This is a genomic window from Thermohalobaculum sp. (assembly GCF_058622915.1).
Genome location: NZ_JBZSYN010000152.1, coordinates 14,087 through 34,684, shown reverse-complemented (window position 1 = coordinate 34,684; position 20,598 = coordinate 14,087). Strand labels below are relative to the sequence as shown.

Genomic DNA, 20,598 nt, shown 5'->3' with positions numbered 1-20,598 from the left:
TAGTCCACCCAGTGATACAGGCAGCGCCGCTTCAGCGCGTCGTGGATCTCGCGCGTGCGGTTCGAGGTCAGGATGACGATGGGCGGCTGGTCGGCGTGGATGGTGCCGAGCTCGGGCACCGTGACCTGGAAGTCGCTCAAGGCCTCGAGCAGGAACGCCTCGAAGGGCTCGTCGGTGCGGTCGAGCTCGTCGATCAGCAGCACCGGCGGCCCGCCCGCCTGCGGCTCCAGCGCTTCCAAAAGCGGGCGGCGGATCAGGAAGCGGTCGGAGAACAGCTCCGAGCCCAGCTTGTCGCGGTCGACCACGCCCTCGGCCTCGGCCAGCCGGATCTCGATCATCTGGGCGGGGTAGTTCCAGTCATAGACCGCCTGGGCGGCGTCCAGCCCCTCGTAGCACTGCAGCCGGATCAGCCTGCGCTCCAGCGCCGTGGCCAGCGCCTTGGCGATCTCGGTCTTGCCGACGCCCGCCTCGCCCTCGAGGAACAGCGGCCGGCCCAGCTTGCAGCTGAGGAACACCACCGTGCCCAGCGCCCGGTCGGCGATATAGCCGGTGCGCCCCAACAGCTCCTGTGCCTCGTCGATCGAATTGGGCAGGGCGGGCATCGCAACCTCCTGGCGCATGAAATACCGTGCACGTGTCCGGGGCAAAGGAAGGGTCCGGCCCGGGCGAATTCAAGCTTTCCCGTCGCGGCCTATAGCAGCAGCGTCGTGGCCAGGCCAAGGAAGGCGAAGAAGCCGACCACGTCGGTCACCGTGGTGACGAAGGTGCCCGAGGCCAGCGCCGGGTCGGCCCCGATCTTCTCCAGCGCCAGCGGGAACAGGATGCCGGCCAGCGCCGCGGCGATGAGGTTGATCACCATCGCCACGCCGATGATGGCGCCGATCATCGGCTGGTGGAACCACACCCAGGTGATCAGTCCCATGATCACGGCGAAGCCAAACCCGTTCAGAAGCCCCACCGCGATCTCGCGGGCGATCACGCGCATGGCGTTGGTGGCCGTGAGGTCGCGCGTGGCCAGCGCGCGCACCGCCACGGTCAGCGACTGCGTGCCGGCATTGCCGCCCATCGAAGCGACGATCGGCATCAGCACCGCCAGCGCCACCACCTTGGCGATGGTGTTCTCGAACAGCCCGATCACCAGCGAGGCGAGGATCGCGGTCAGAAGGTTCACCGCCAGCCAGGGAAAGCGCCGCCGGGTGATTTCCCACACGTTGTCGGAGATCTCCTCGTCGCCGACGCCGCCCAGGCGCAGGATGTCCTCCTGGGCCTCCTCGCTCAGCACCTCCATGGCGTCGTCGATGGTGATGACGCCGATCGCGCGGCCGGCGTCGTCGACCACCGGGGCCGAGACCAGGTGGTACTGGTTGAAGGCGTAGGCCACGTCCTCCTGCGGGTCGTGCACGTGGATGGTGCGGAAGTCGCGCGACATCAGCGCCTCGAGCTTGACCGGCCGCCGCGCGCCGATCAGCGCGCCCAGCGGCACCTTGCCGATCGGCTTGGCCGCCGGGTCGACGATGATGATGTCGTAGAAGGGCTCGGGCAGGTCCTCGGCGGCGCGCAGGTAGTCGATCATCTGGCCCACGGTCCAGAAGGACGGGGCCTTGACGAAATCCGACTGCATCAGGCGCCCGGCGGTGTACTCCGGGTATTCGAGCGCCATCGACACCGCCGCCCGCTCGCCCGGCTCCAGCGCCGCCAGAACCTGGCGCCGGCGCTCCTCGTCCAGGTCCTCGAGCAGATAGACCGCGTCGTCCGATTCCAGCTCCTTGACGACCTCGGCGACCTTCTTCGGCTCGAGATAGGAGAGGATCTCGTCGCGCACGCCCTCCTCGACCTCGACCAGGAATTCCTGGTCGATGTCGTTCCACACCATGTCGATCAGCCTGCGGCGGTCCTCGGAGTCGATCTGCTCGACCAGGTCGGCGATGTCGGCCACGTGCAGGTCGCGCAACAGCGCCAGCACCGCCACCCGATCGCCCGCCTCGAGCGATTCGACCACGGCGGAGACGACCTCGGTGTCGAGGCCGTATTCGCGATCGCGCTCGTCCGTCCGCTCGGCAGCGTTGGTCGCGGGATCCGTCATCGCCGCCCCCTTTGTCGCGAGTCATCCACCTGCGCAGCGAGACTAGCTCATAGCCCGCTTTGCGCCCGCCGGGAACGGGCCACGCGACACTGTTCGAGAGATTCGCCGGCCGGGCTCCGTCCCGCGCCTCAGGCGCGGATCGCGCGGGTCAGCGCCTCCTCCAGCTCGTCGGCCAGCGCCACGCGCTCCTCGGGGCTGAGGAAGGCGCCGAGCTCGATCTCGCGCCCCGCGCCCCTGAGCGTGAGGTAGTTCTCGACCTTGCTCTCGGGATAGAGCGTGAGGCGCACCTGGAACGGGTCGGCGCGCCAGCGCCGGATGCGCCCGCCCGGGTCGCGCCGCTCGACGCGGATCTCGTCGCGCCAGATCGCGACCTCCTCGACCAGCTGCCCGTCGTAGTCGCTGCGCCTGAGCCCCAGCCACAACAGCGCCAGCGCGGCCGCGACGAAGGGCAGCACCCCCCAGATCACCTTGGTGCCCGCCAGCGCGATCAGCGGCAGCGCCAGCCCGGCCGCGGCGGCCCCCAGCACGACCCGCTTGCCGCGCCGGCCGAGCGGGCGATTCGGCCAGATCAGCGCGTGAAAGACAGGCCGGTCCAGCCGCTCGCGCCAGTCCGGCGTCTGCTCCGAAGCGCTGGCGGCCGGGGGAGGTCCCCCGGCCGCCGATCTGAAGACCCGTCCCATCGAGCGCTCACGCGGTCGGCTCAGTGCGCCGTCTCGTGGTCCCACATCTCGCGGGTGGGCAGGGTCTCGTAGGTGTGGTGCGGCGGCGGGTTGGAGAACTGCCACTCCATCGAGCCGGCCGGGTCGCCCCAGTAGTTCGGCTCGGTGACCTTCTTGCCGTAGAACAGCGTGTAGGCCATCACCCCGATGAACACCAGGAAGCTGAGACCCGAGATGAAGGCGCCGATCGACGAGATGTGGTTCCAGAAGGCGAACGCCTCCGGGTAGTCGATGTAGCGCCGCGGCATGCCCTGGCGGCCCAGGAAGTGCTGCGGGAAGAAGGTGATGTTGGCGCCGATGAAGAACAGCCAGAAATGCACCTTGCCCCAGACCTCCGGGTACTGCCTGCCGCTCATCTTGCCGATCCAGTAGTAGATGCCGGCGAAGATGCCGAAGACCGCGCCGAGGCTCATCACGTAGTGGAAGTGGGCCACCACGTAATAGGTGTCCTGGTAGATGCGGTCGAGCCCGGGCTGGGCCAGCACGACGCCGGTGACGCCGCCCAGCGTGAACAGGAAGATGAAGCCCATGGCGAACAGCATCGGCGTCTTGAACTCGATCGAGCCGCCCCACATGGTGGCGATCCACGAGAACACCTTGATGCCCGTGGGCACCGCGATGACCATGGTGGCCAGCATGAAGTAGGCCTGCGTGTTCTTCGACAGGCCGACCGTGTACATGTGGTGCGCCCAGACCACGAAGCCGAGCGCGGAGATCGACAGCAGGGCGAAGACCATGCCGGTGTAGCCGAAGATCGGCTTCTTCGAGAAGGTCGAGACCACGTGGCTGATGATGCCGAAGGCCGGCACGATCAGCATGTAGACCTCGGGATGGCCGAAGAACCACAGGATGTGCTGGTAGAGCACCGGATCGCCGCCGCCGGCGGGGTCGAAGAAGGTGGTGCCGAAGTTGCGGTCGGTCAGCAGCATGGTGATGCCGCCCGCCAGAACCGGCAGGGACAAAAGGATCATCCAGGCGGTGGCGAAGATCGCCCACGGAAACAGCGGCACCTTGAGCAGCGTCATGCCCGGCGCGCGCATGTTCAAAAACGTGGTGATCATGTTCACCGCGCCCAGGATCGACGAGGCGCCCGAGAGGTGGATGGCGAAGATGGCGAAGTCCATCGACATGCCCGCCTCCTTGGTCGACAGCGGGGCGTACATCACCCAGCCGACGCCCGCGCCGTGCTCGCCGAAGCCGCCGGGGACCACCATGGAGATCAGCGCCAGCGAGGCGCCCGAGACATACAGCCAGTAGCTGAGATTGTTCAGCCGCGGGAACGCCATGTCCGGCGCACCGATATGCAGCGGCAGGAAGTAGTTGCCGAATCCGCCGAACAGCGCCGGGATGATGACGAAGAACATCATGGTGATGCCGTGCGCAGTCACCAGCACGTTGTAGAGCTGGCCGTCCGGCGTTCCGTCCGCATGGGTCAGAAACTGCACGCCCGGATACATCAGCTCGAGCCGGATCACCATGGTGAAGCACACCGAGATCAGGCCGACCAGGAAGGCCGTGCACAGGTAAAGGGTTCCGATGTCCTTGTGGTTGGTGGAGCAGAACCAGCGGGTAAAGAAACCCTGGTGCTCCTCGTGGGCGTGGACCGTCGCCTCGGCCATTCGCTCGCTCCTGTGTGTTCTGCTTGGCGCGTGGGAGTAAAATCTGCGCTGGCTTTCCCTCGAGGGAGGTTTAGCGGCTCGCATCCCGTCGGGCAAGCGGCGGCTGCATCTCGCCCGCCTCGGCGTCGGGGGGCCATGTGTCGCAGCCCTGAGCGGTGTCGCAGTCCGGAGCGGCGCCGAGCGCGCCCAGCGTCGCGGGGAAGGCGCGCGCGAGCGCGAGGTCGAGGTCGGCCATGCCCAGCGGCAGCCCCAGATCGACCAGGCTGGTGACGCCGTGGCCGGTGATGCCGCAGGGCACGATGCCGCCATAGTGGGCGAGGTCCGGCTCGACATTGATCGCCACGCCGTGGAAGCTGACCCAGCGCCGCAGCCGCACGCCGATGGCGGCGATCTTGTCCTCGGCCGGGGCGCCGCCGGGCAGGGCCGGCTTGTCCGGCCGGACGACCCAGACGCCGACGCGCCCCGCGCGCCGCTCGCCCCGCACCTGGAACTCGGCCAGGGCTGCGATCACCCAGTCCTCGAGCGCCGAGACGAAGCGGCGCACGTCACGTCCGCGCCGGTTCAGGTCGAGCATGACATAGGCCACCCGCTGGCCCGGCCCGTGATAGGTGAACTGCCCGCCCCGGTTGGTGCGATGGACGGGGAAGCGGTCGGGCTCGATCAGATCGGCCTCGCGCGCGCTGGTGCCCGCGGTGTAGAGCGGCGGGTGCTCGAGCAGCCACACGCACTCGGGCGCCGTGCCGGCGAGGATCGCCGAGACGCGCGCGTCCATCCAGGCGAGGGCGTCCTCGTAGGGGGTCAGGCCATCGCTTGTGCGCCACTCGACCAGGGCTGCCTCCGGGTCCGCGTTGAGCCGGCTCCCCGCCTCAATATTTCGCCGCGCAGGGCTTCACAAGGGGGCCGCGCTTTGCTACATGCGCCTCGCCGAATGGGGCCATGCGGTCGTGGCGGAACTGGTAGACGCGCAGCGTTGAGGTCGCTGTGGGCGAAAGCCCGTGGAAGTTCGAGTCTTCTCGACCGCACCATTCCCGTCGATTCGATCCACAGGTCGACCCACCGGACAGAACGGATTCAGCCGGTTGGAGGGGTGCCGGAAGGGCCCTCGACGATCCGTTGCGTGCCGCGAAATTCTTATAGGTCTTATATAAGACATATAAGAGTTAACGGCCCGTCCGGCGCCGCCCCTTGCCGCGAAAGCTGCGCGTCCCCGGCCGCCCCGAGCTCGAGCGGCCGGCGGCCAGCGCGGCGCGTTCCGCCACCGCCGACTGCCGCGCCAGCGGGTCGTCGTGCACGGCCAGGTCCACCGCCTCGAGCCGGCGGATCTCGTCGCGCAGGCGGGCGGCCTCCTCGAACTCCAGGTTCTCGGCGGCGGTCAGCATCTGCTTTCTCAGCGCCTCGAGATGCGCCTCGAGATTGGCGCCGACCTTCGGGGCGTCGATCCGGGCGGTGACCCGGGCCATGTCGGTGTCGGCCGCGTAGGTGCCCTCGAGGATGTCGGCCACGTTCTTGCGGATGGTGGCCGGGGTGATGCCGTTTTTCTCGTTGTATTCCCGCTGCTTGGCGCGGCGCCGCTCGGTCTCGGAGATGGCCCGCTGCATCGAGCCGGTGACGTGGTCGGCATACATGATGACCCGGCCCTCGAGGTTGCGCGCGGCGCGCCCGACGGTCTGCACCAGCGAGGTCTCCGAGCGCAGGAAACCCTCCTTGTCGGCGTCGAGGATGGCCACCAGCGCGCATTCGGGGATGTCGAGCCCCTCGCGCAAGAGGTTGATGCCCACCAGCACGTCGAAGGCGCCAAGGCGGAGGTCGCGCAGGATCTCGATGCGCTCGACCGTGTCGATGTCGGAGTGCATGTAGCGCACGCGGATGCCCTGCTCGTGCATGTACTCGGTCAGGTCCTCGGCCATGCGCTTGGTCAGCGTGGTGACCAGCGCCCGGTTGCCGGCCGCGGCCACGTGGCGGCACTCGTCGATCAGGTCGTCGACCTGGGAGGCCACGGGGCGGACCTCGATCTCGGGGTCCACGAGGCCGGTGGGGCGGATCACCTGCTCGGTGAAGACGCCCCCGGTGCGCTCGAGCTCCCACGGGCCCGGGGTCGCCGAGACGAACACCGACTGCGGGCGCATGGCGTCCCATTCCTCGAACTTCAGCGGCCGGTTGTCCATGCACGAGGGCAGGCGGAAGCCGTGCTCGGCCAGGGTGAACTTGCGCCGGTAGTCGCCGCGGTACATGCCGCCGAGCTGGGGCACGGTGACATGGCTTTCGTCGGCGAACACCACGGCGTGGTCGGGGATGTACTCGAACAGCGTCGGCGGCGGCTCGCCGGCGCGCCGCCCGGTGAGGTAGCGCGAGTAGTTCTCGATGCCGTGGCACGCGCCGGTGGTCTCGAGCATCTCCAGGTCGTAGTTGGTGCGCTGCTCGAGCCGTTGCGCCTCGAGCAGGCGGCCCTCGCGCACGAGCTGGTCGAGGCGGACGCGAAGCTCCTCCTTGATGCCCTTGATCGCCTGGTTGAGCGTCGGGCGCGGCGTGACGTAGTGCGAGTTGGCGTAGACGCGCACGCGCTCGAGCGTGTCGCTGCGCTGGCCGGTGAGCGGGTCGAACTCGTGGATCGACTCGAGCTCGTCGCCGAAGAAGGAGAAGCGCCAGGCGCGGTCCTCCAGATGCGCCGGCCACAGCTCGAGCGAATCGCCGCGCACGCGGAAGCTGCCGCGGGTGAAGAAGGCGTCGGAGCGCTTGTACTGTTGGGCCACCAGCTCGCGCATCACCGCCTGCTGGTCGTAGGCCTGCCCCACGGCGAGGTCCTGGGTCATGGCGCCGTAGGTCTCGACCGCGCCGATGCCGTAGATGCACGAGACCGAGGCGACGATGATCACGTCGTCGCGCTCCAGGAGCGACCGCGTCGCGGCGTGGCGCATGCGGTCGATCTGCTCGTTGATCTGGGATTCCTTCTCGATATAGGTGTCGGTGCGCGGCACGTAGGCCTCGGGCTGGTAGTAGTCGTAATAGCTGACGAAGTACTCCACCGCGTTGTCGGGGAAATAGGACCGGAACTCGCCGTAGAGCTGGGCGGCGAGCGTCTTGTTCGGCGCCAGGATGAGGGCGGGGCGCTGGGTCGCCTCGATCACCCGCGCCATGGTGTAGGTCTTGCCGGTGCCGGTGGCGCCGAGCAGCACTTGGTCGCGCTCGCCGCGATCCACGCCCTCGGCCAGCTCCCCGATGGCGCGGGGCTGGTCGCCGGCGGGGCGGAACTCGCTGTGCATGGCGAATCGCCGGCCGCCCTCGAGCTTGTCGCGGCGTCGCGGGGCGTCGTGGCGATTCGCGGCGATGGTCTGCTCGGTCATTGCGGATGGTCCCCGGGCCGCCCTTCCGATGGGCCGAGATATGGCGTCCACAGGCCGCGGAGACAATCCAGGCGGGCACATTAACGGAACATTGACGATTTCCGGGCGAAACTGCGGCCGAAAAGTAGAGTTTCGTTGACCGGACTCGCCTTCTGGGTGTATTAATTATGGTGCAAGCAGCAGATCGCCGTCAGGTTGGTGCAACATCCACCCCACCCTCGCTCCCTGCACCAGCCTGGCGGCGTGACTTTTCCCAAGAGACCGAGATCGAGCGCCTGCCGCAGGGATCCTTCGCGGTGTGCGCCCTCGTTCCGCGCCAGCCAATGGAGGCGGCGCTAGACGGCCGCAACCGCGACCGCCCGGCCGCGGCGATGGTGCTCGCTCCGCTCTTGGGCCTGGTGCTGTGGGGGGCTGTCCTGTCGCTGCTGATCGGCTAGGTGCGGTGCGGTTTCCCGCGGCGGCGCCGGGGCTGTCGGGGCGGCTGTCGGGGGGCTGTCCCGGAGAGTTGTCCCGGAGAGTTGTCCCGGAGAGTTGTCCCGGAGAGTTGTCCCGGAGAGTTGTCCCGGAGAGTTGTCCCGGGGAGTTGTCCCGGGGAGTTGTCCGGCGAGGAGGCTTCGGGTCGAGGGTTCCGGGGCGCGGGCTCCGGGGCGCGGGCTGCGGGTGGCGGGCTCCGGGCGGAAGCCCCGGGCGATGAGGCGGCGGTCCGCCGGTGCGTGGCGGCACCGCCGGGTGGCCGGGAGAGCCGGGAGAGCCGGGAGAGCCGGGAGAGCCGGGCAGCCGGCGCAAGCAGGCGGAGGCGATCGCAGAGGCCATGCAGGCAGGCAATTCGCAGCGCAGGACCGGGGCGCGCCGCAAGGCGGACACCAAGGTCAGGCGCGTCGCGCCGGGCACGTTCAAGCCCGATGCGCCGCGCTCCCCCGAGAGGCCGCACGAGGACCGGCGCGAGCGCGACACGCCGGCCCTGGTCATGGTGCTCGCCCCGCTCCTGGGCGCGGGAATCTGGGCCGCGATGCTGTTTTTGATGCTCGGCTGAGCCGCCGCCGGCGGCGCATTCGGGCTTGCCTCGCTCGGCGCTTCTGCGCGATATGGGGGGTGAGCCGCCCGTCGCGGGCGCCGGACGGAAGGGAACCATGCAGGCACGCATCTATCAGTCGCCGAAGAACGCCATGCAGTCGGGGATGCGCAACACGCGCTTCTGGATCCTCGAGTTCACGCCGCTCGAGCCGCGCCGCATCGACCCCTTGATGGGGTGGACCGGCTGGGGCAGCACGCAGAACCAGGTGCGGCTGCGCTTCGAGACCAAGGAGGAGGCGGTGGACTATGCCCGCCGCCACGGAATTCCCTTCACGCTGGAGACCTCGAAGCCGCGGCGCGCGAACGTGCGGCCGATGGGCTATGGCGGCAACTTCGCCTACAACCGGCGGTTCGGCTGGACGCACTGAGCGGTGCCCGGGGGGGATGACCGCGTGGCGCAGGCGCCCGGGATCGTTCCCGTCATCCTGTGCGGCGGCTCGGGCACCCGACTGTGGCCGCTGTCCCGTCGCAGCTATCCCAAGCAGTTCGGACCGCTCTTGCCGGGCGAGACGCTGTTCCAGCGCACCGTGCGCCGGGTGGCCGCGCCGGGCTATGCCGCGCCCTTGGTGCTGACCACCGCGGAGTTTCGCTTCATCGTCGCCGAGGCCCTGGCCGCGACCGGGGTGACGCCGCGGCGCATCGTGATCGAGCCCCAGATGCGCAACACCGCGCCGGCGGTCTGCCTGGCCGCGCTGATGGTCGCGGCGGAGGCGCCCGAGGCGCTGATGCTGGTGCTGCCCTCGGATCACATGATCCGCGACGATGCCGCCTTCCACGCCGCCGTGGCGGCCGGGGCGGACGCGGCGCGGCACGGCGAGGCCGTGACCTTCGGCGTGGTGCCGGGCCGGGCCGAGACCGGGTATGGCTGGCTGGAGCTGGCCGGCCCGCCGGCCGGCGGCCCCGCGCCCTTCCTGCGCTTCGTCGAGAAGCCCGACCGGGCGCGCGCCGAGGAGATGCTGGCGGCCGGGCGCTATCTGTGGAACGCCGGCATCTTCCTGTTCTGCGCGCGCGACGTGCTGGCTGCCTTCGAGCGCCATGCGCCCGAGATCCTGGCCGCCTGCCGCCAGGCGCTGGCCGAGGGGCGCGAGGACCTCGACTTCTTCCGCCCCGGCGAGGCCGGCTATGGGCAGAGCCCGGCGATCTCGCTGGATTATGCGGTGATGGAGCGGCTGGGCGGCGGCACCGCGGTGCCGCTGGAGTGCGGCTGGAACGACCTCGGTTCGTGGGAGACGGTGTGGCGCGAGACCGGGCAGGACGCCGCGGGCAACGCGCTGGCCGGAAGCGCGCTGGCGATCGACTGCCGCGACACGCTTCTGCTCTCGCCCGCCGACGGGCCCAGGCTGGTCGGGCTGGGGCTCGACGAGATGGTCGCCGTGGCCATGCGCGACGCGGTGCTGGTGGCGCCGATGGCGCGCGCCCAGGAGGTGCGCGGCGCGGTCGAGGCGCTGAAGGCGGCGGGCGCCGAGGAGGCCGAGCTCTACCCGCGCGACCATCGGCCCTGGGGCTGGTTCGAGGTGCTGGCGCGCGGCCCGCGCTTCCAGGTCAAGCGCATCATGGTGCGCCCGGGCGGGCGGCTGTCGCTGCAGTCGCACCAGCACCGGGCCGAGCACTGGGTGGTGGTCGCCGGCACCGCAAGGGTGACCATCGGCGAGGAGCTGCGCGAGCTGGGACCCGACCAGTCCTGCTATGTGCCGCTGGGCGAGCGGCACCGGCTGGAGAACCCGGGCGCGGCCGAGCTGCACCTGATCGAGATCCAGAGCGGCGGCTATCTGGGCGAGGACGACATCACCCGCTACGACGACGTCTACGCGCGCGGCTGAGGCCGGCCCGGGCGGGGCGGGCGTGCGCGCCGCAAGGGGTGTGCACATTGCACACGCGATCAACCCACTAAAATCATTGAGGACGCGAATTGCGCACGGATCATGGTTAATGAAGCCTGACGGGTGCCGGCCGGCTGGCGGCGACCGCTGCCCGATCCGGCCTCGCCGGTGCGCGCCCGGTCGATACGGGCCACGTCGCCGGGGGGCGCAGCAAGGCCATAGAGGGGCGCGCATCGCACACCTGCGAGGCAGCTTGGCCTTTGCCTTTGACATATGGCGCGCCACAGTTATTGCGGCAACGGTGACCATGAGGGAGGACCGATGCTGCTGGCGGTGACATCGTTCTATGCGGGGCTGATGGCGCTGTGGATCATGGGGCTGGGCTTCGAGGTCTCGCGGCGCAGGCGGCGCCACGACGTCTCCTATGGCGACGGCGGCGTGCCGGAGCTGGTCCAGGCCATCCGCGCCCATGCCAATGCCTGCGAGTACATCCCCATCGCGCTGATCGTGATGGCGCTGTCGGAGGGCATGGGGGCGCCACCGCTGCTGCTGCACGTCGCGGGGGCGATGCTGGTGGTGGGCCGGGTGATGCACGGGGCCTATTTCCTGGCCGGGGCGAGGCGCTTCAACCTGCGCTTCTTCGGCATGATGCTGACCGGGGTGATGATCGGCGGGCTGGGGCTGGCGCTGGTCTGGCAGGCCCTGCTGGCGTTCTTCTTCTGAAGGAGTGGGCGAATGGCCGATGATCTGAAGCTGGCCGAGGCGCTGCTGGCGGCCGCGCGACGCGCGGGCGCGGAGGCCGCGGACGTGCTGGTGGTCTCGGCCACCAGCCTTGGCGTCGGCGTGCGCGACGGGCGGCTGGAGGAGGCCCAGCGCGCCGAGGGCCGCGACCTTGGCCTGCGCGTGCTGATGGGCCGGCGGCAGGCCTGCGTCTCGGCCTCGGATGACCGCGCCGAGGCGCTCGCGCAGATGGCCGAGCGGGCCGTGGCGATGGCGCGCGAGGCCCCCGAGGACCCGTGGTGCGGGCTGGCCGAGCCGGCGCAGCTGGGCACGCCGGCCGACCCCGCGGGGCTGGAGCTGGCCGACCCGGCCGAGCCGCCCGCGCCCGAGGCGCTGGAGGCCCGGGCGCTGGCGGCCGAGGCGGCGGCGCGCGCCATCGCCGGGGTCACCCAGGTCGAGCAGGCGAGCACCGGCTGGGGGCGCGACCGCATCACCCTGATGGCGAGCAACGGCTTTGTCGGCAGCTACGAGCGGACGGCCGCGTCGGTCGGGGTCTCGGCCATGGCCGGCGAGGGGCTGGGCCGCGAGGCCGACCATGCCTTCGAGCTGCGCACCTTCCACGCCGACCTGCCCGACCCGGTGGAGGTGGGCGCGCGCGCTGGGCGCCGCGCGGTCGAGCGGCTGGGTGCGCGCAAGCCGCCCAAGGGGCGCTGGCCGGTCGTGTTCGACGAGCGCGTCGCGGGCAGCCTGATCGGCCACCTGCTGGCGGCGATCAACGGGGCGGCGATCGTGCGCGGCTCGAGCTGGCTGCGCGATGCCATGGGCGAGCGCGTACTGCCCGAGGGCTTCGAGCTGGCCGACGAGCCGCTGATCCCGCGCGGCCGCGCCAGCCGCCCCTTCGACGGCGAGGGGCTGGCGGCGGGCCGCACCGTGCTGGTGGGCGACGGGGTGCTCAAAAGCTGGGTGCTGGATCTCGCCACCGCGCGCAAGCTGGGGCTGGAGAGCACCGCCAATGCCCGGCGCGGCACCGGCGGGCCGCCGGTGCCCGGCACCAGCAATATCCGGGTGACGCAGGGCCCCGCGTGCCGCGACGAGCTCATGGCGCAAATGGGCACCGGACTCGTGGTCACCTCGCTGATGGGCAGCTCGATCAACCCCACCACGGGCGCCTACAGCCGCGGCGCCTCGGGCTTCTGGGTCGAGGGCGGGCGCATCGTGCACCCGGTCAACGAGATCACCGTGGCCGGCAGCCTGCCCGAGCTGGTGCGCTCGATCGTGCCGGCCAACGACGCCGACCTCAGCCGCGCGGTGGCGGTGCCCTCGCTTCTGGTCGAGGGGCTGACCGTTGCCTGAGAGGGCAGACGCCGCCCGCGATCTGGCGCTTCTGGTGGGCGCGGCCGAGGCGGCGGGCGAGGTGGCGCTGAAGTCCTTCGGCGGCGACTACGAGAGCTGGGAGAAGCCGGGCCAAGGGCCGGTGACGGCGGCCGACCTGGAGGTGGACCGCATGCTTCGGGCCGAGCTGAGCGCGGCGCGGCCGGACTATGGCTGGCTGTCGGAGGAGAGCGAAGGCGCCCCCGCATCGGTCGAGTGCGAGCGGGTCTTCATCGTCGACCCGATCGACGGTACACGCGCCTTCATGGCCGGGCAGGAGGGCTGGGGCACGGCGTTGGCCGTGGCCGAGCGCGGCCGGGTGCTCGCCGGGGTGATGCGGCTGCCCGCCCGGCGCGAGACCTATGCGGCGGCGCTGGGCGGCGGGGCGACGCTGGACGGGCGGGCGATCCGGGCTTCGGCGCGCGGCCGGCTGCAGGGCGCGCGGGCGCTGGTCTCCTCGGCGCAGCTCAAGCCCGAGCTGTGGCCCGGCGGGCCGCCGCCGGTGGCGCGGCACTTCCGGCCCTCGCTGGCCTGGCGGCTGTGCCTGGTGGCCGCCGGCGCCTTCGACCTGATGCTGACGTTGAGGGATGCCTGGGAGTGGGACATCGCCGCGGGCAGCCTGATCGCAACCCAGGCCGGGGCGGTGGTCACCGACCGCGCGGGCGGGCCGCTGGTGTTCGACCGCCACCCGGCGCGCGCGGCCGGGGTGATCGCGGCCCCCGCGGCGCTGCACCGGGCGGTGATGGCCCGGCGCCGGTCCGATTGACTGGCCGGGGCCGCGCGCTATGGTGCGCGGGATTTTCGCAACCGGCCAGGAAGAGAGGCGCCGATGGCCCAGCTCCTGCACCTTGTCTATGGCGGCGAGCTCGTCGACCCGCAGCGCAACGAGTTCAGCGATGTCGACGCGATCGACGTGGTCGGCATCTTCCCCGACTATGCCAGCGCGCACCGGGCCTGGAAGGCGAAGGCGCAACAGACCGTGGACAACGCCCACATGCGCTATTTCATCGCGCATCTGCACCGGCTGCACGACGAGGAGGACCCGGCCAGCGCCGCCGCCAAGCCCGACAGCGGATGAGCGCGGCAGGCCGCGCCAGCGCAGGCCGCGCCAGCGCAGGCGGCGCCCTGCATCCGGCGCGTGGCCCGGGGGGCTCGGCGGCGCTGGCGGCCTATCTGGCGCTGTCGCGGCTGGCGGGGCCGGCGGCGGCGCCCTGGCTGGCGCGGCGTGCCGCGCGCGGGCGTGAGGACCCCAGCAGGATCGGCGAGCGGCTGGGCCGTGCCGGGCTGGCGCGGCCGGCGGGGCGGCTGGTCTGGCTGCACGGGGCGAGCGCGGGCGAGGCGGCGGCGCTGCTGCCGCTGGCCGCCGAGCTGGTGCGGCAGGGGCCGGTGAGCTGCCTCATGACGGCGGGCACGGTGGCGGCGGCAAAGCGGCTGGCGGGCGCTCTGCCCGAGCGCTGCCTGCACCAGTACGCGCCGGTGGACACGGCCGCGGCGGTCGGGCGGTTCCTCGAGCACTGGCGGCCCGATCTGGGCATCTGGGGCGAGAGCGAGCTGTGGCCGCGGCTGATGCGCGAGACGGCGCGGCGCGGCGTGCCGATGTGGCTGGTGGGGGGGCGCGTCTCCGGGCGCAGCGCCCGGCGCTGGGCCTGGGCGCCGGGGATGGCGCGCGCGCTGGTGCGGCTGTTCGCCCGCATCGAGGCGCAGGACGGGCCGGGCGCTGCGCGGCTGGTGGCGATGGGCGCGGAGCCCGGGCGGGTGCGCGTCGGCGGCACCCTGAAGGCGGCGGTGGCGCCGCCGGGCTGCGGGGCCGAGGAGCTTGAGTGCGCGCGCGCGGCGCTGGCGGGGCGGCCGGTGTGGCTGGCGGCCGCGACCCATGCACCCGAGGAGGAGATCGCGGCCGAGGCACATCGGGTGGCGGCGCGCGCGCTGCCGGGACTGGTGACGCTGGTCGCGCCGCGTCATCCCGCGCGGGGCGCGGCGATCGCGGCCGCGCTGGCACGCCGGGGCCTGGGCGTGGCGCGCCGGGCCTCGGGCGAGGCGCCGGGGCCCGGCACCGACATCTGGCTCGTCGACACGCTGGGCGAGATGGGGCTGTGGCTACGCCTGGCGCCGGTCGCCTTCATCGGCGGCTCGCTGGCCCGGGCCGGGGGGCACACCCCGTTCGAGGCCGCGGCGCTGGGCGCGGCGATCCTGCACGGGCCGGGCACGGAGACCCTGGCGCCGGCCTATGCGGCGCTGGAGGAGGCCGGCGCGGCGCGGCTGGTGCGCGACGCGGGCGAGCTGGGCGGGGCGGTCGCGGCGCTGCTGGGCGCGGAGGCCGAGCGGCGGGCGATGGCCGAGGCGGCGCGGGCGGTGCGCGCGCAGCTAACGCCCGACGTGGCGGCGCTGGCGGCCGAGGCGCTGGCGCAGATGGAGGCGAAGCGGTGATGGCCCCCGGCTTCTGGTGGCGCGCGCCTGACGCGCCCGGCTGGCCGGCGCGCCTGCTGGCGCCGGCGGCGGCGCTGTGGCGGCTGGGGACGCGCTGGCGGGCGCGCCGCGCCGTGCCCTATCGCGCGCCTGTGCCGGTCGTGGTCGTGGGCAACCTGACCGCAGGCGGCGCGGGCAAGACGCCGATGGTCGCGGCGCTGCTGCTGCGGCTGGCGGCCCAAGGCCGCACCGTGCACGTGGTCAGCCGCGGCCATGGCGGGCGGCTGGCAGGGCCGCACCGGGTGGATCCGGCGCGCGACAGCCACCGCGAGGTCGGCGACGAGGCGCTGGTGCTGGCGGCGCTGGCACCGGTGTGGGTGGCGAAGGACCGCGCCGCCGGGCTGCGTGCCGCGGCCGGAGCGGGGGCCGAGGTCGTGCTGATGGACGACGGCCTGCAGAACCCGCATGTGGCGCCCGACCGCGCCATCGTGGTGGTCGACGCGGGCCAGGCTTTCGGCAACGGCCGGCTGATCCCGGCGGGACCGTTGCGCGAGACCGTCACCACGGGGCTGGCGCGCGCCGACCTGGTGGTGCTGGTCGGCGAGCCGGCCGCGCGCGCGGCCGCGGTGGCGCGGTGGCCCCGGCTTTCCGGCGCGGTCCCGGCGCGGATGCTGCCGGTCGAGACCGGCCTGCCGCTCGAGGGCGAGCCGGTGGTGGCCTTCGCCGGCATCGGGCGGCCGGCGAAGTTCTTCGCCACGCTCAGGGCCATGGGGGCCGTGCTGGTCGAGGCGGTGCCCTTCCCCGATCACTGCGACTATGGCGAGGCGATCCTGCGCCGGCTGTTGCGCACGGCGCGCTCGGCCGACGCCATGCTGGTCACCACCGAGAAGGACGCGGCGCGACTGCCGGCCGCCTTCCGGCGCGAAGTGACGGTGGTGCTGGTGCGGCTCGAGCCGGACGACTGGGTTGCGTTCGACCACCTTTTCGCCGCACTTGCCCCGGTTCGCCGCAGATTGGGGTAAATTGCCTCATTGCCGGCAGGACGGCGCCACCTTGTCGTGGGAAGGAGGCAAAGTCCCTCGGCGATGTTTTCGCTGGAGCCGACTGCGGGGCCCGACCGGCCCCGCTTTTTTTGGCGCACCATGCCCGGCCTTTTGCAACTGTCCGTGGCCTGGGACGGGATGCGGCGACGGGCCGGGTGCGAGAGTCGCTTTTGACCCTTGCAATGTCGGTTCTGATTCGTATGGTCTGCCGCGTCATCGCAGTCGTTCAGCTCCGTGGCCGCAGGAGATCGACGCCAGGGGCCTCGCCGGCAGAATCGTGGCGGCAGAATCGTGCCGGGGATCGTGCCGGGGATCGTGCCCGTGTTCCGATCCGGCAGGCTCGTCGCGGTCTCCGCGAGGTGCGGCGCCGGCGTGCCGTCCTGGCAGGCCGAGCGGTTCGAGGGGCCGGACGCGGCCCCGACCCGGTCCATGGTCACGGCGGCGGTGGCGACCGAGCGGGAGAGCCGGCCGATCGAGGCGGGATTCGACGAGCTCGACATGTATAGTGTGAGCCTCGCCGAGCTGAGCGCCGGCATCTGCCGGGCGCGTGGCATCCGCTGCGCGGCCTGAAGGGGGACGGATGAGCGGGACGACGGACATATACGCCCTGGCCGGCGAGCGGATCCTGATCCTCGACGGCGCCATGGGCACCATGATCCAGGCCGAGCGTCCGGACGAGGCGGCCTATCGCGGCGAGCGGTTCAGGGACCATGTCTCGGATCTGGGCGGCAACAACGAGCTGTTGACGCTGACGCAGCCCGACACGATCCGCGGCATCCATGCGGCCTTCATCGCGGCCGGGGCGGACATCATCGAGACCAACACCTTCTCGGCCAACCGCATCAGCCAGGCCGATTACGGGCTTCAGGAGCTGGTGCCCGAGCTCAATCGCGCGGCCGCGACGCTGGCGCGCGAGGCGGCCGGGGCCGCCGGGCGGCCGGTCTGGGTGGCCGGCGCCATCGGGCCGACCAACCAGACCGCGAGCATCTCGCCCGACGTGAACGACCCGGGCATGCGCAAGGTGACCTTCGACGACCTGGCCGGGGCCTATGGCGAGGCGGCGCGGGCGCTGGTCGAGGGCGGCGTCGACCTGATCCTAATCGAGACGATCTTCGACACGTTGAACGCCAAGGCGGCGATCTGGGCCGTCGAGATGTTGCGCGACGAGGGGCTGGCGGTGCCGCCGGTGATGATCTCGGGCACCATCACCGACCGCTCGGGCCGCACGCTGACCGGGCAGACGCCCGAGGCGTTCTGGGTCTCGATGTCGCATGCGCGGCCGTTCTCGATCGGGCTCAACTGCGCGCTGGGCGCCAGCGAGCTGCGCCCCCATGTGCGGGCGCTGGCCGGCATCGCCGACACGCTGGTCTCGGCCTACCCCAATGCCGGGCTGCCCAACGAGATGGGCGGCTATGACGAGACGCCCGAGGAGACCGCGCGCCAACTGGGCGAATGGGCCGAGGCGGGGCTGGTCAACATCGTCGGCGGGTGCTGCGGCACCACGCCCGATCACATCCGCGCCATCGCCGAGGCCGTCGCGGGCAAGGCTCCGCGACGCGTGCCCGAGCGGGCGCAGCTGCTGCGGCTGTCGGGCCTGGAGATGTTCGAGGCGCGCGAGCGCGACAGCGAGGAGACCGAGCCGGCATGACCGTCGCCAGCTTCATCAATATCGGCGAGCGCACCAACGTCACCGGGTCGGCGAAGTTCAAGAAGCTGATCCTGGCGGGCGAGTATGCGGCCGCGCTGGATGTCGCGCGCGGCCAGGTCGAGAACGGCGCGCAGATCATCGACGTGAACATGGACGAGGGGCTGCTCGACTCCGAGCAGGCGATGACGACCTTCCTCAACCTAATCGCGTCGGAGCCCGACATCTCCCGCGTGCCGGTCATGATCGACAGCTCGAAGTGGTCGGTGATCGAGGCCGGGCTGAAATGCGTCCAGGGCAAGGCTGTGGTCAACTCCATCAGCCTCAAGGAGGGCGAGGGGCCCTTCCTCGAGCAGGCCCGCGCCATACGCCGCTATGGCGCGGCGGTGGTGGTGATGGCCTTCGACGAGCAGGGCCAGGCCGAGACCGCCGCGCACAAGTTCGCCATCTGCGAGCGCTGCTACAAGCTGCTGACCGAGAAGGCCGGCTTCGACCCCTGGGACATCATCTTCGATCCCAACATCTTCGCCATCGCCACCGGGATCGAGGAGCACAACGACTATGCCGTCGCCTTCATCGAGGCGACCAGGATGATCAAGGAGAGGCTGCCGCATGCGCATGTGTCGGGGGGGCTGTCCAACATCTCGTTCTCGTTCAGGGGCAACAACCCGGTGCGCGAGGCGATGCACTCGGTGTTCCTCTACCACGCCATCGCGGCGGGGCTCGATATGGCCATCGTCAATGCCGGGCAGATCACGGTCTATGACGACATCCCCGAGGAGCTGCGCGACCATGTCGAGGACGTGATCCTGAACCGGCGCGCGGACGCGACCGAGCGGCTGCTTGCCATCGCCGACAAGTATCGCGGCTCGGGCGAGGCGCAGAAGAAGGCCGACCCGAAATGGCGCGAGGCGCCGGTGGAGGAGCGGCTGCGCCACGCGCTGGTGCACGGCATCACCGACTACGTGATCGACGACACCGAGGAGGCGCGCCAGCGCGCCGACACGCCGCTCGACGTGATCGAGGGGCCGCTGATGGACGGCATGAACGTGGTCGGCGACCTGTTCGGCGCCGGCAAGATGTTCCTGCCCCAGGTGGTCAAGTCGGCCCGGGTGATGAAGGCCGCCGTGGGCCACCTAATCCCCTTCATGGAGGAGGAGAAGCAGCGCCTCGGCGACACCTCGGCCAAGGGCAAGATCGTCATGGCCACGGTGAAGGGCGACGTGCACGACATCGGCAAGAACATCGTCGGCGTCGTGCTGCAGTGCAACAACTACGAGGTCATCGACCTGGGCGTCATGGTGCCGGCCGAGGACATCATCGAGACGGCGCGCGAGGAGAAGGCCGATATCGTGGGCCTGTCCGGCCTGATCACGCCCTCGCTCGACCGCATGGTGGACTTCGCGGCCGAGATGAAGCGCGCCGGGCTGGAGATCCCGCTGCTGATCGGCGGCGCCACCACGTCTGCCAAGCATACGGCGCTGAAGATCGCGCCGGAATACGCGCACGGAGTGATCCATGTCGACGACGCCTCGAAGGCGGTCGGCGTGGTTTCGCGGCTGCTGTCCAAGGCCAACAAGGCCAAGCTGATCGCCGAGACCGCGGCCGCGCAGGCGGAGCTGCGCGAGGGCGGACGCGACCGCACCAGGCCGCGCCCGACGGTGGCCATCGCGGACGCGCGCGCCAACCGCTTCGACGGCGGCTGGGAGGCCTATGCGCCGCCGAAGCCCAGGCGCGCGGGGCTGAACGTGATCGACGACGTCAGCGTCAGCGACCTCGTGCCTTACATCGACTGGACGCCGTTCTTCTGGACCTGGGAGATGAAGGGCAAGTTCCCGCAGATCCTGGAGCACAACGAGAAGGGCGCGGCGGCGCGCGAGCTCCACGAGGCGGCGACCGCCATGCTGGAGCGGATCGTCGAGGAGCAGTGGCTGAAGCCGCGCGCGGTGGTCGGGCTGTGGCCGGCGAACGCTGTCGGCGACGACATCCGCGTGTGGCGCGAGGAGGCGCGCGCGCGCGAGCGCGCCACCTTCCGCATGCTGCGCCAGCAGCAGGACAAGGGCGGCAAGCGGCCGAACCATTGCCTGAGCGACTTCGTCGCGCCCGAGGGCGTGGCGGACTGGCTGGGCGGCTTCGCCGTGACCTCGGGCAGGGAGGTGCATGACATCTCTGAGAGGTTCAAGGCGGCGGGCAACGACTATGACGCCATCATGGTGCAGGCGCTGGGCGACCGGCTGGCCGAGGCCTTCGCCGAGCTGATGCACGCCCGCGTGCGCCGCGAGCTGTGGGGCTATGCCGCGGACGAGGACCTCTCGGCCGAGGATCTGATCGAGGAGACCTATCGCGGCATCCGCCCGGCTGCGGGCTATCCTGCCTGCCCCGACCACACCGAGAAGCGGACGCTGTTCGACCTGCTCGCCGCCGAGAGGAACGCCGGCATCGAGCTGACCGAGAGCTTCGCCATGTGGCCGGGGCCGAGCGTCTCGGGCCTCTATTTCTCGCACCCGAAATCGGCCTATTTCGGGGTGGGGCGGATCGGCCGCGACCAGGTCGAGGACTATGCCCGGCGCAAGGGCATGGAGGTCGGCGAGGTCGAGAAATGGCTCGCGCCCAGCCTGGCCTACGAGCCGGGCACAGCGCCCGGGAGCGAGCCGGACTCCGGGGTCGAGCTTCGCCGCTCGGCCTGAGCGGCAGGCGGCAGAAGGGGAGACAGCGGAGCCAAGGCTGAATCCTGGGGCGTCAACGACGACTCCGTGT

The 20,598-nt window shown here is 71.3% G+C and carries 18 protein-coding genes, 1 tRNA gene and 1 pseudogene; 14 read left to right on the top strand and 6 right to left on the bottom strand.

The annotated features are described in order from the left end of the window. The 5 genes and pseudogenes from AC32QD_RS11925 to lipB form a co-directional block, all read right to left on the bottom strand. Nucleotides 1-602 (bottom strand): AAA family ATPase (locus AC32QD_RS11925; RefSeq protein ID WP_492010723.1); only part of this gene is annotated, 602 nt, incomplete at its 3' end. Nucleotides 603-691: 89 nt separating this feature from the next. Continuing rightward, complete coding sequence (gene mgtE / locus AC32QD_RS11920) at nt 692-2,083, bottom strand: magnesium transporter (protein ID WP_492010722.1); 1,392 nt, start codon at nt 2,081-2,083, stop codon at nt 692-694. Nucleotides 2,084-2,211: 128 nt separating this feature from the next. Continuing rightward, nucleotides 2,212-2,763, bottom strand: coding sequence for a DUF2244 domain-containing protein (locus AC32QD_RS11915; protein WP_492010721.1), 552 nt, complete (start codon nt 2,761-2,763; stop codon nt 2,212-2,214). Between the two features lie 20 nt (nt 2,764-2,783). Further along, nucleotides 2,784-4,421: a cytochrome c oxidase subunit I gene (gene ctaD, locus AC32QD_RS11910; protein ID WP_492010720.1), complete on the bottom strand. Its 1,638-nt coding sequence runs from the start codon at nt 4,419-4,421 to the stop codon at nt 2,784-2,786. A 184-nt stretch (nt 4,422-4,605) separates the two neighbouring features. Continuing rightward, nucleotides 4,606-5,292, bottom strand: a pseudogene (gene lipB, locus AC32QD_RS11905) (lipoyl(octanoyl) transferase LipB); the annotation flags it as partial. Between the two features lie 67 nt (nt 5,293-5,359). Here lipB and AC32QD_RS11900 point away from each other — a divergent pair. Continuing rightward, nucleotides 5,360-5,446, top strand: a tRNA-Leu gene (locus AC32QD_RS11900). A 135-nt stretch (nt 5,447-5,581) separates the two neighbouring features. On the opposite strand, the gene uvrB is transcribed toward AC32QD_RS11900, so the two are convergent. After that, a complete protein-coding gene (uvrB, locus tag AC32QD_RS11895; RefSeq protein WP_492010719.1) occupies nt 5,582-7,762 on the bottom strand; it encodes an excinuclease ABC subunit UvrB in 2,181 nt (726 codons plus the stop codon). A gap of 296 nt (nt 7,763-8,058) precedes the next feature. Between uvrB and AC32QD_RS11890 the strand changes: the two genes are divergently transcribed. From AC32QD_RS11890 to metH, 13 genes are all read left to right on the top strand, one after another. Continuing rightward, entirely contained in the window at nt 8,059-8,199 is a 141-nt protein-coding gene (locus AC32QD_RS11890) for a hypothetical protein (protein ID WP_492010718.1), read from the top strand. Between the two features lie 374 nt (nt 8,200-8,573). Continuing rightward, the gene (locus AC32QD_RS11885; protein ID WP_492010717.1) at nt 8,574-8,795 is read left to right on the top strand and encodes a hypothetical protein; all 222 of its coding nucleotides are present in this window, start codon (nt 8,574-8,576) and stop codon (nt 8,793-8,795) included. A 97-nt stretch (nt 8,796-8,892) separates the two neighbouring features. Then, nucleotides 8,893-9,204, top strand: coding sequence for an ETC complex I subunit (locus tag AC32QD_RS11880; protein WP_492010716.1), 312 nt, complete (start codon nt 8,893-8,895; stop codon nt 9,202-9,204). A 24-nt stretch (nt 9,205-9,228) separates the two neighbouring features. Continuing rightward, a complete protein-coding gene (locus AC32QD_RS11875) occupies nt 9,229-10,656 on the top strand; it encodes a mannose-1-phosphate guanylyltransferase/mannose-6-phosphate isomerase (protein ID WP_492010715.1) in 1,428 nt (475 codons plus the stop codon). A 321-nt stretch (nt 10,657-10,977) separates the two neighbouring features. Then, nucleotides 10,978-11,379 (top strand): MAPEG family protein, encoded by a 402-nt coding sequence (locus tag AC32QD_RS11870; protein WP_492010714.1) that lies wholly within the window; start codon nt 10,978-10,980, stop codon nt 11,377-11,379. A gap of 12 nt (nt 11,380-11,391) precedes the next feature. Then, nucleotides 11,392-12,729, top strand: a complete 1,338-nt coding sequence (locus AC32QD_RS11865; protein WP_492010713.1) for a TldD/PmbA family protein — start codon at nt 11,392-11,394, stop codon at nt 12,727-12,729. Further along, nucleotides 12,722-13,513, top strand: coding sequence for an inositol monophosphatase family protein (locus tag AC32QD_RS11860; RefSeq protein WP_492010712.1), 792 nt, complete (start codon nt 12,722-12,724; stop codon nt 13,511-13,513). Before AC32QD_RS11865 ends, AC32QD_RS11860 begins: the two co-directional genes overlap by 8 nt. A 63-nt stretch (nt 13,514-13,576) precedes the next feature. Then, nucleotides 13,577-13,825: a DUF4170 domain-containing protein gene (locus tag AC32QD_RS11855; RefSeq protein ID WP_492010711.1), complete on the top strand. Its 249-nt coding sequence runs from the start codon at nt 13,577-13,579 to the stop codon at nt 13,823-13,825. Beyond that, nucleotides 13,822-15,174, top strand: a complete 1,353-nt coding sequence (locus AC32QD_RS11850) for a 3-deoxy-D-manno-octulosonic acid transferase (RefSeq protein WP_492010710.1) — start codon at nt 13,822-13,824, stop codon at nt 15,172-15,174. Before AC32QD_RS11855 ends, AC32QD_RS11850 begins: the two co-directional genes overlap by 4 nt. After that, nucleotides 15,174-16,175: a tetraacyldisaccharide 4'-kinase gene (gene lpxK, locus AC32QD_RS11845; protein WP_492010709.1), complete on the top strand. Its 1,002-nt coding sequence runs from the start codon at nt 15,174-15,176 to the stop codon at nt 16,173-16,175. Before AC32QD_RS11850 ends, lpxK begins: the two co-directional genes overlap by 1 nt. Before the next feature lie 342 nt (nt 16,176-16,517). After that, nucleotides 16,518-16,766: a hypothetical protein gene (locus AC32QD_RS11840; RefSeq protein ID WP_492010708.1), complete on the top strand. Its 249-nt coding sequence runs from the start codon at nt 16,518-16,520 to the stop codon at nt 16,764-16,766. Nucleotides 16,767-16,776: 10 nt separating this feature from the next. Beyond that, complete coding sequence (locus tag AC32QD_RS11835; protein ID WP_492010707.1) at nt 16,777-17,844, top strand: homocysteine S-methyltransferase family protein; 1,068 nt, start codon at nt 16,777-16,779, stop codon at nt 17,842-17,844. Further along, nucleotides 17,841-20,528, top strand: a complete 2,688-nt coding sequence (gene metH / locus AC32QD_RS11830) for a methionine synthase (RefSeq protein ID WP_492010706.1) — start codon at nt 17,841-17,843, stop codon at nt 20,526-20,528. The genes AC32QD_RS11835 and metH overlap by 4 nt, the downstream gene beginning before the upstream one ends. Nucleotides 20,529-20,598: the final 70 nt, after the last annotated feature.

Coding starts and splice junctions, on each gene's coding strand:
- mgtE (WP_492010722.1), bottom strand. CDS start 2,083: ATGACGGATCCCGCGACCAACGCTGCCGAGCGGACGGACGAGCGCGAT.
- AC32QD_RS11915 (WP_492010721.1), bottom strand. CDS start 2,763: ATGGGACGGGTCTTCAGATCGGCGGCCGGGGGACCTCCCCCGGCCGCC.
- ctaD (WP_492010720.1), bottom strand. CDS start 4,421: ATGGCCGAGGCGACGGTCCACGCCCACGAGGAGCACCAGGGTTTCTTT.
- uvrB (WP_492010719.1), bottom strand. CDS start 7,762: ATGACCGAGCAGACCATCGCCGCGAATCGCCACGACGCCCCGCGACGC.
- AC32QD_RS11885 (WP_492010717.1), top strand. CDS start 8,574: ATGCAGGCAGGCAATTCGCAGCGCAGGACCGGGGCGCGCCGCAAGGCG.
- AC32QD_RS11880 (WP_492010716.1), top strand. CDS start 8,893: ATGCAGGCACGCATCTATCAGTCGCCGAAGAACGCCATGCAGTCGGGG.
- AC32QD_RS11870 (WP_492010714.1), top strand. CDS start 10,978: ATGCTGCTGGCGGTGACATCGTTCTATGCGGGGCTGATGGCGCTGTGG.
- AC32QD_RS11865 (WP_492010713.1), top strand. CDS start 11,392: ATGGCCGATGATCTGAAGCTGGCCGAGGCGCTGCTGGCGGCCGCGCGA.
- AC32QD_RS11855 (WP_492010711.1), top strand. CDS start 13,577: ATGGCCCAGCTCCTGCACCTTGTCTATGGCGGCGAGCTCGTCGACCCG.
- AC32QD_RS11850 (WP_492010710.1), top strand. CDS start 13,822: ATGAGCGCGGCAGGCCGCGCCAGCGCAGGCCGCGCCAGCGCAGGCGGC.
- lpxK (WP_492010709.1), top strand. CDS start 15,174: ATGGCCCCCGGCTTCTGGTGGCGCGCGCCTGACGCGCCCGGCTGGCCG.
- AC32QD_RS11835 (WP_492010707.1), top strand. CDS start 16,777: ATGAGCGGGACGACGGACATATACGCCCTGGCCGGCGAGCGGATCCTG.
- metH (WP_492010706.1), top strand. CDS start 17,841: ATGACCGTCGCCAGCTTCATCAATATCGGCGAGCGCACCAACGTCACC.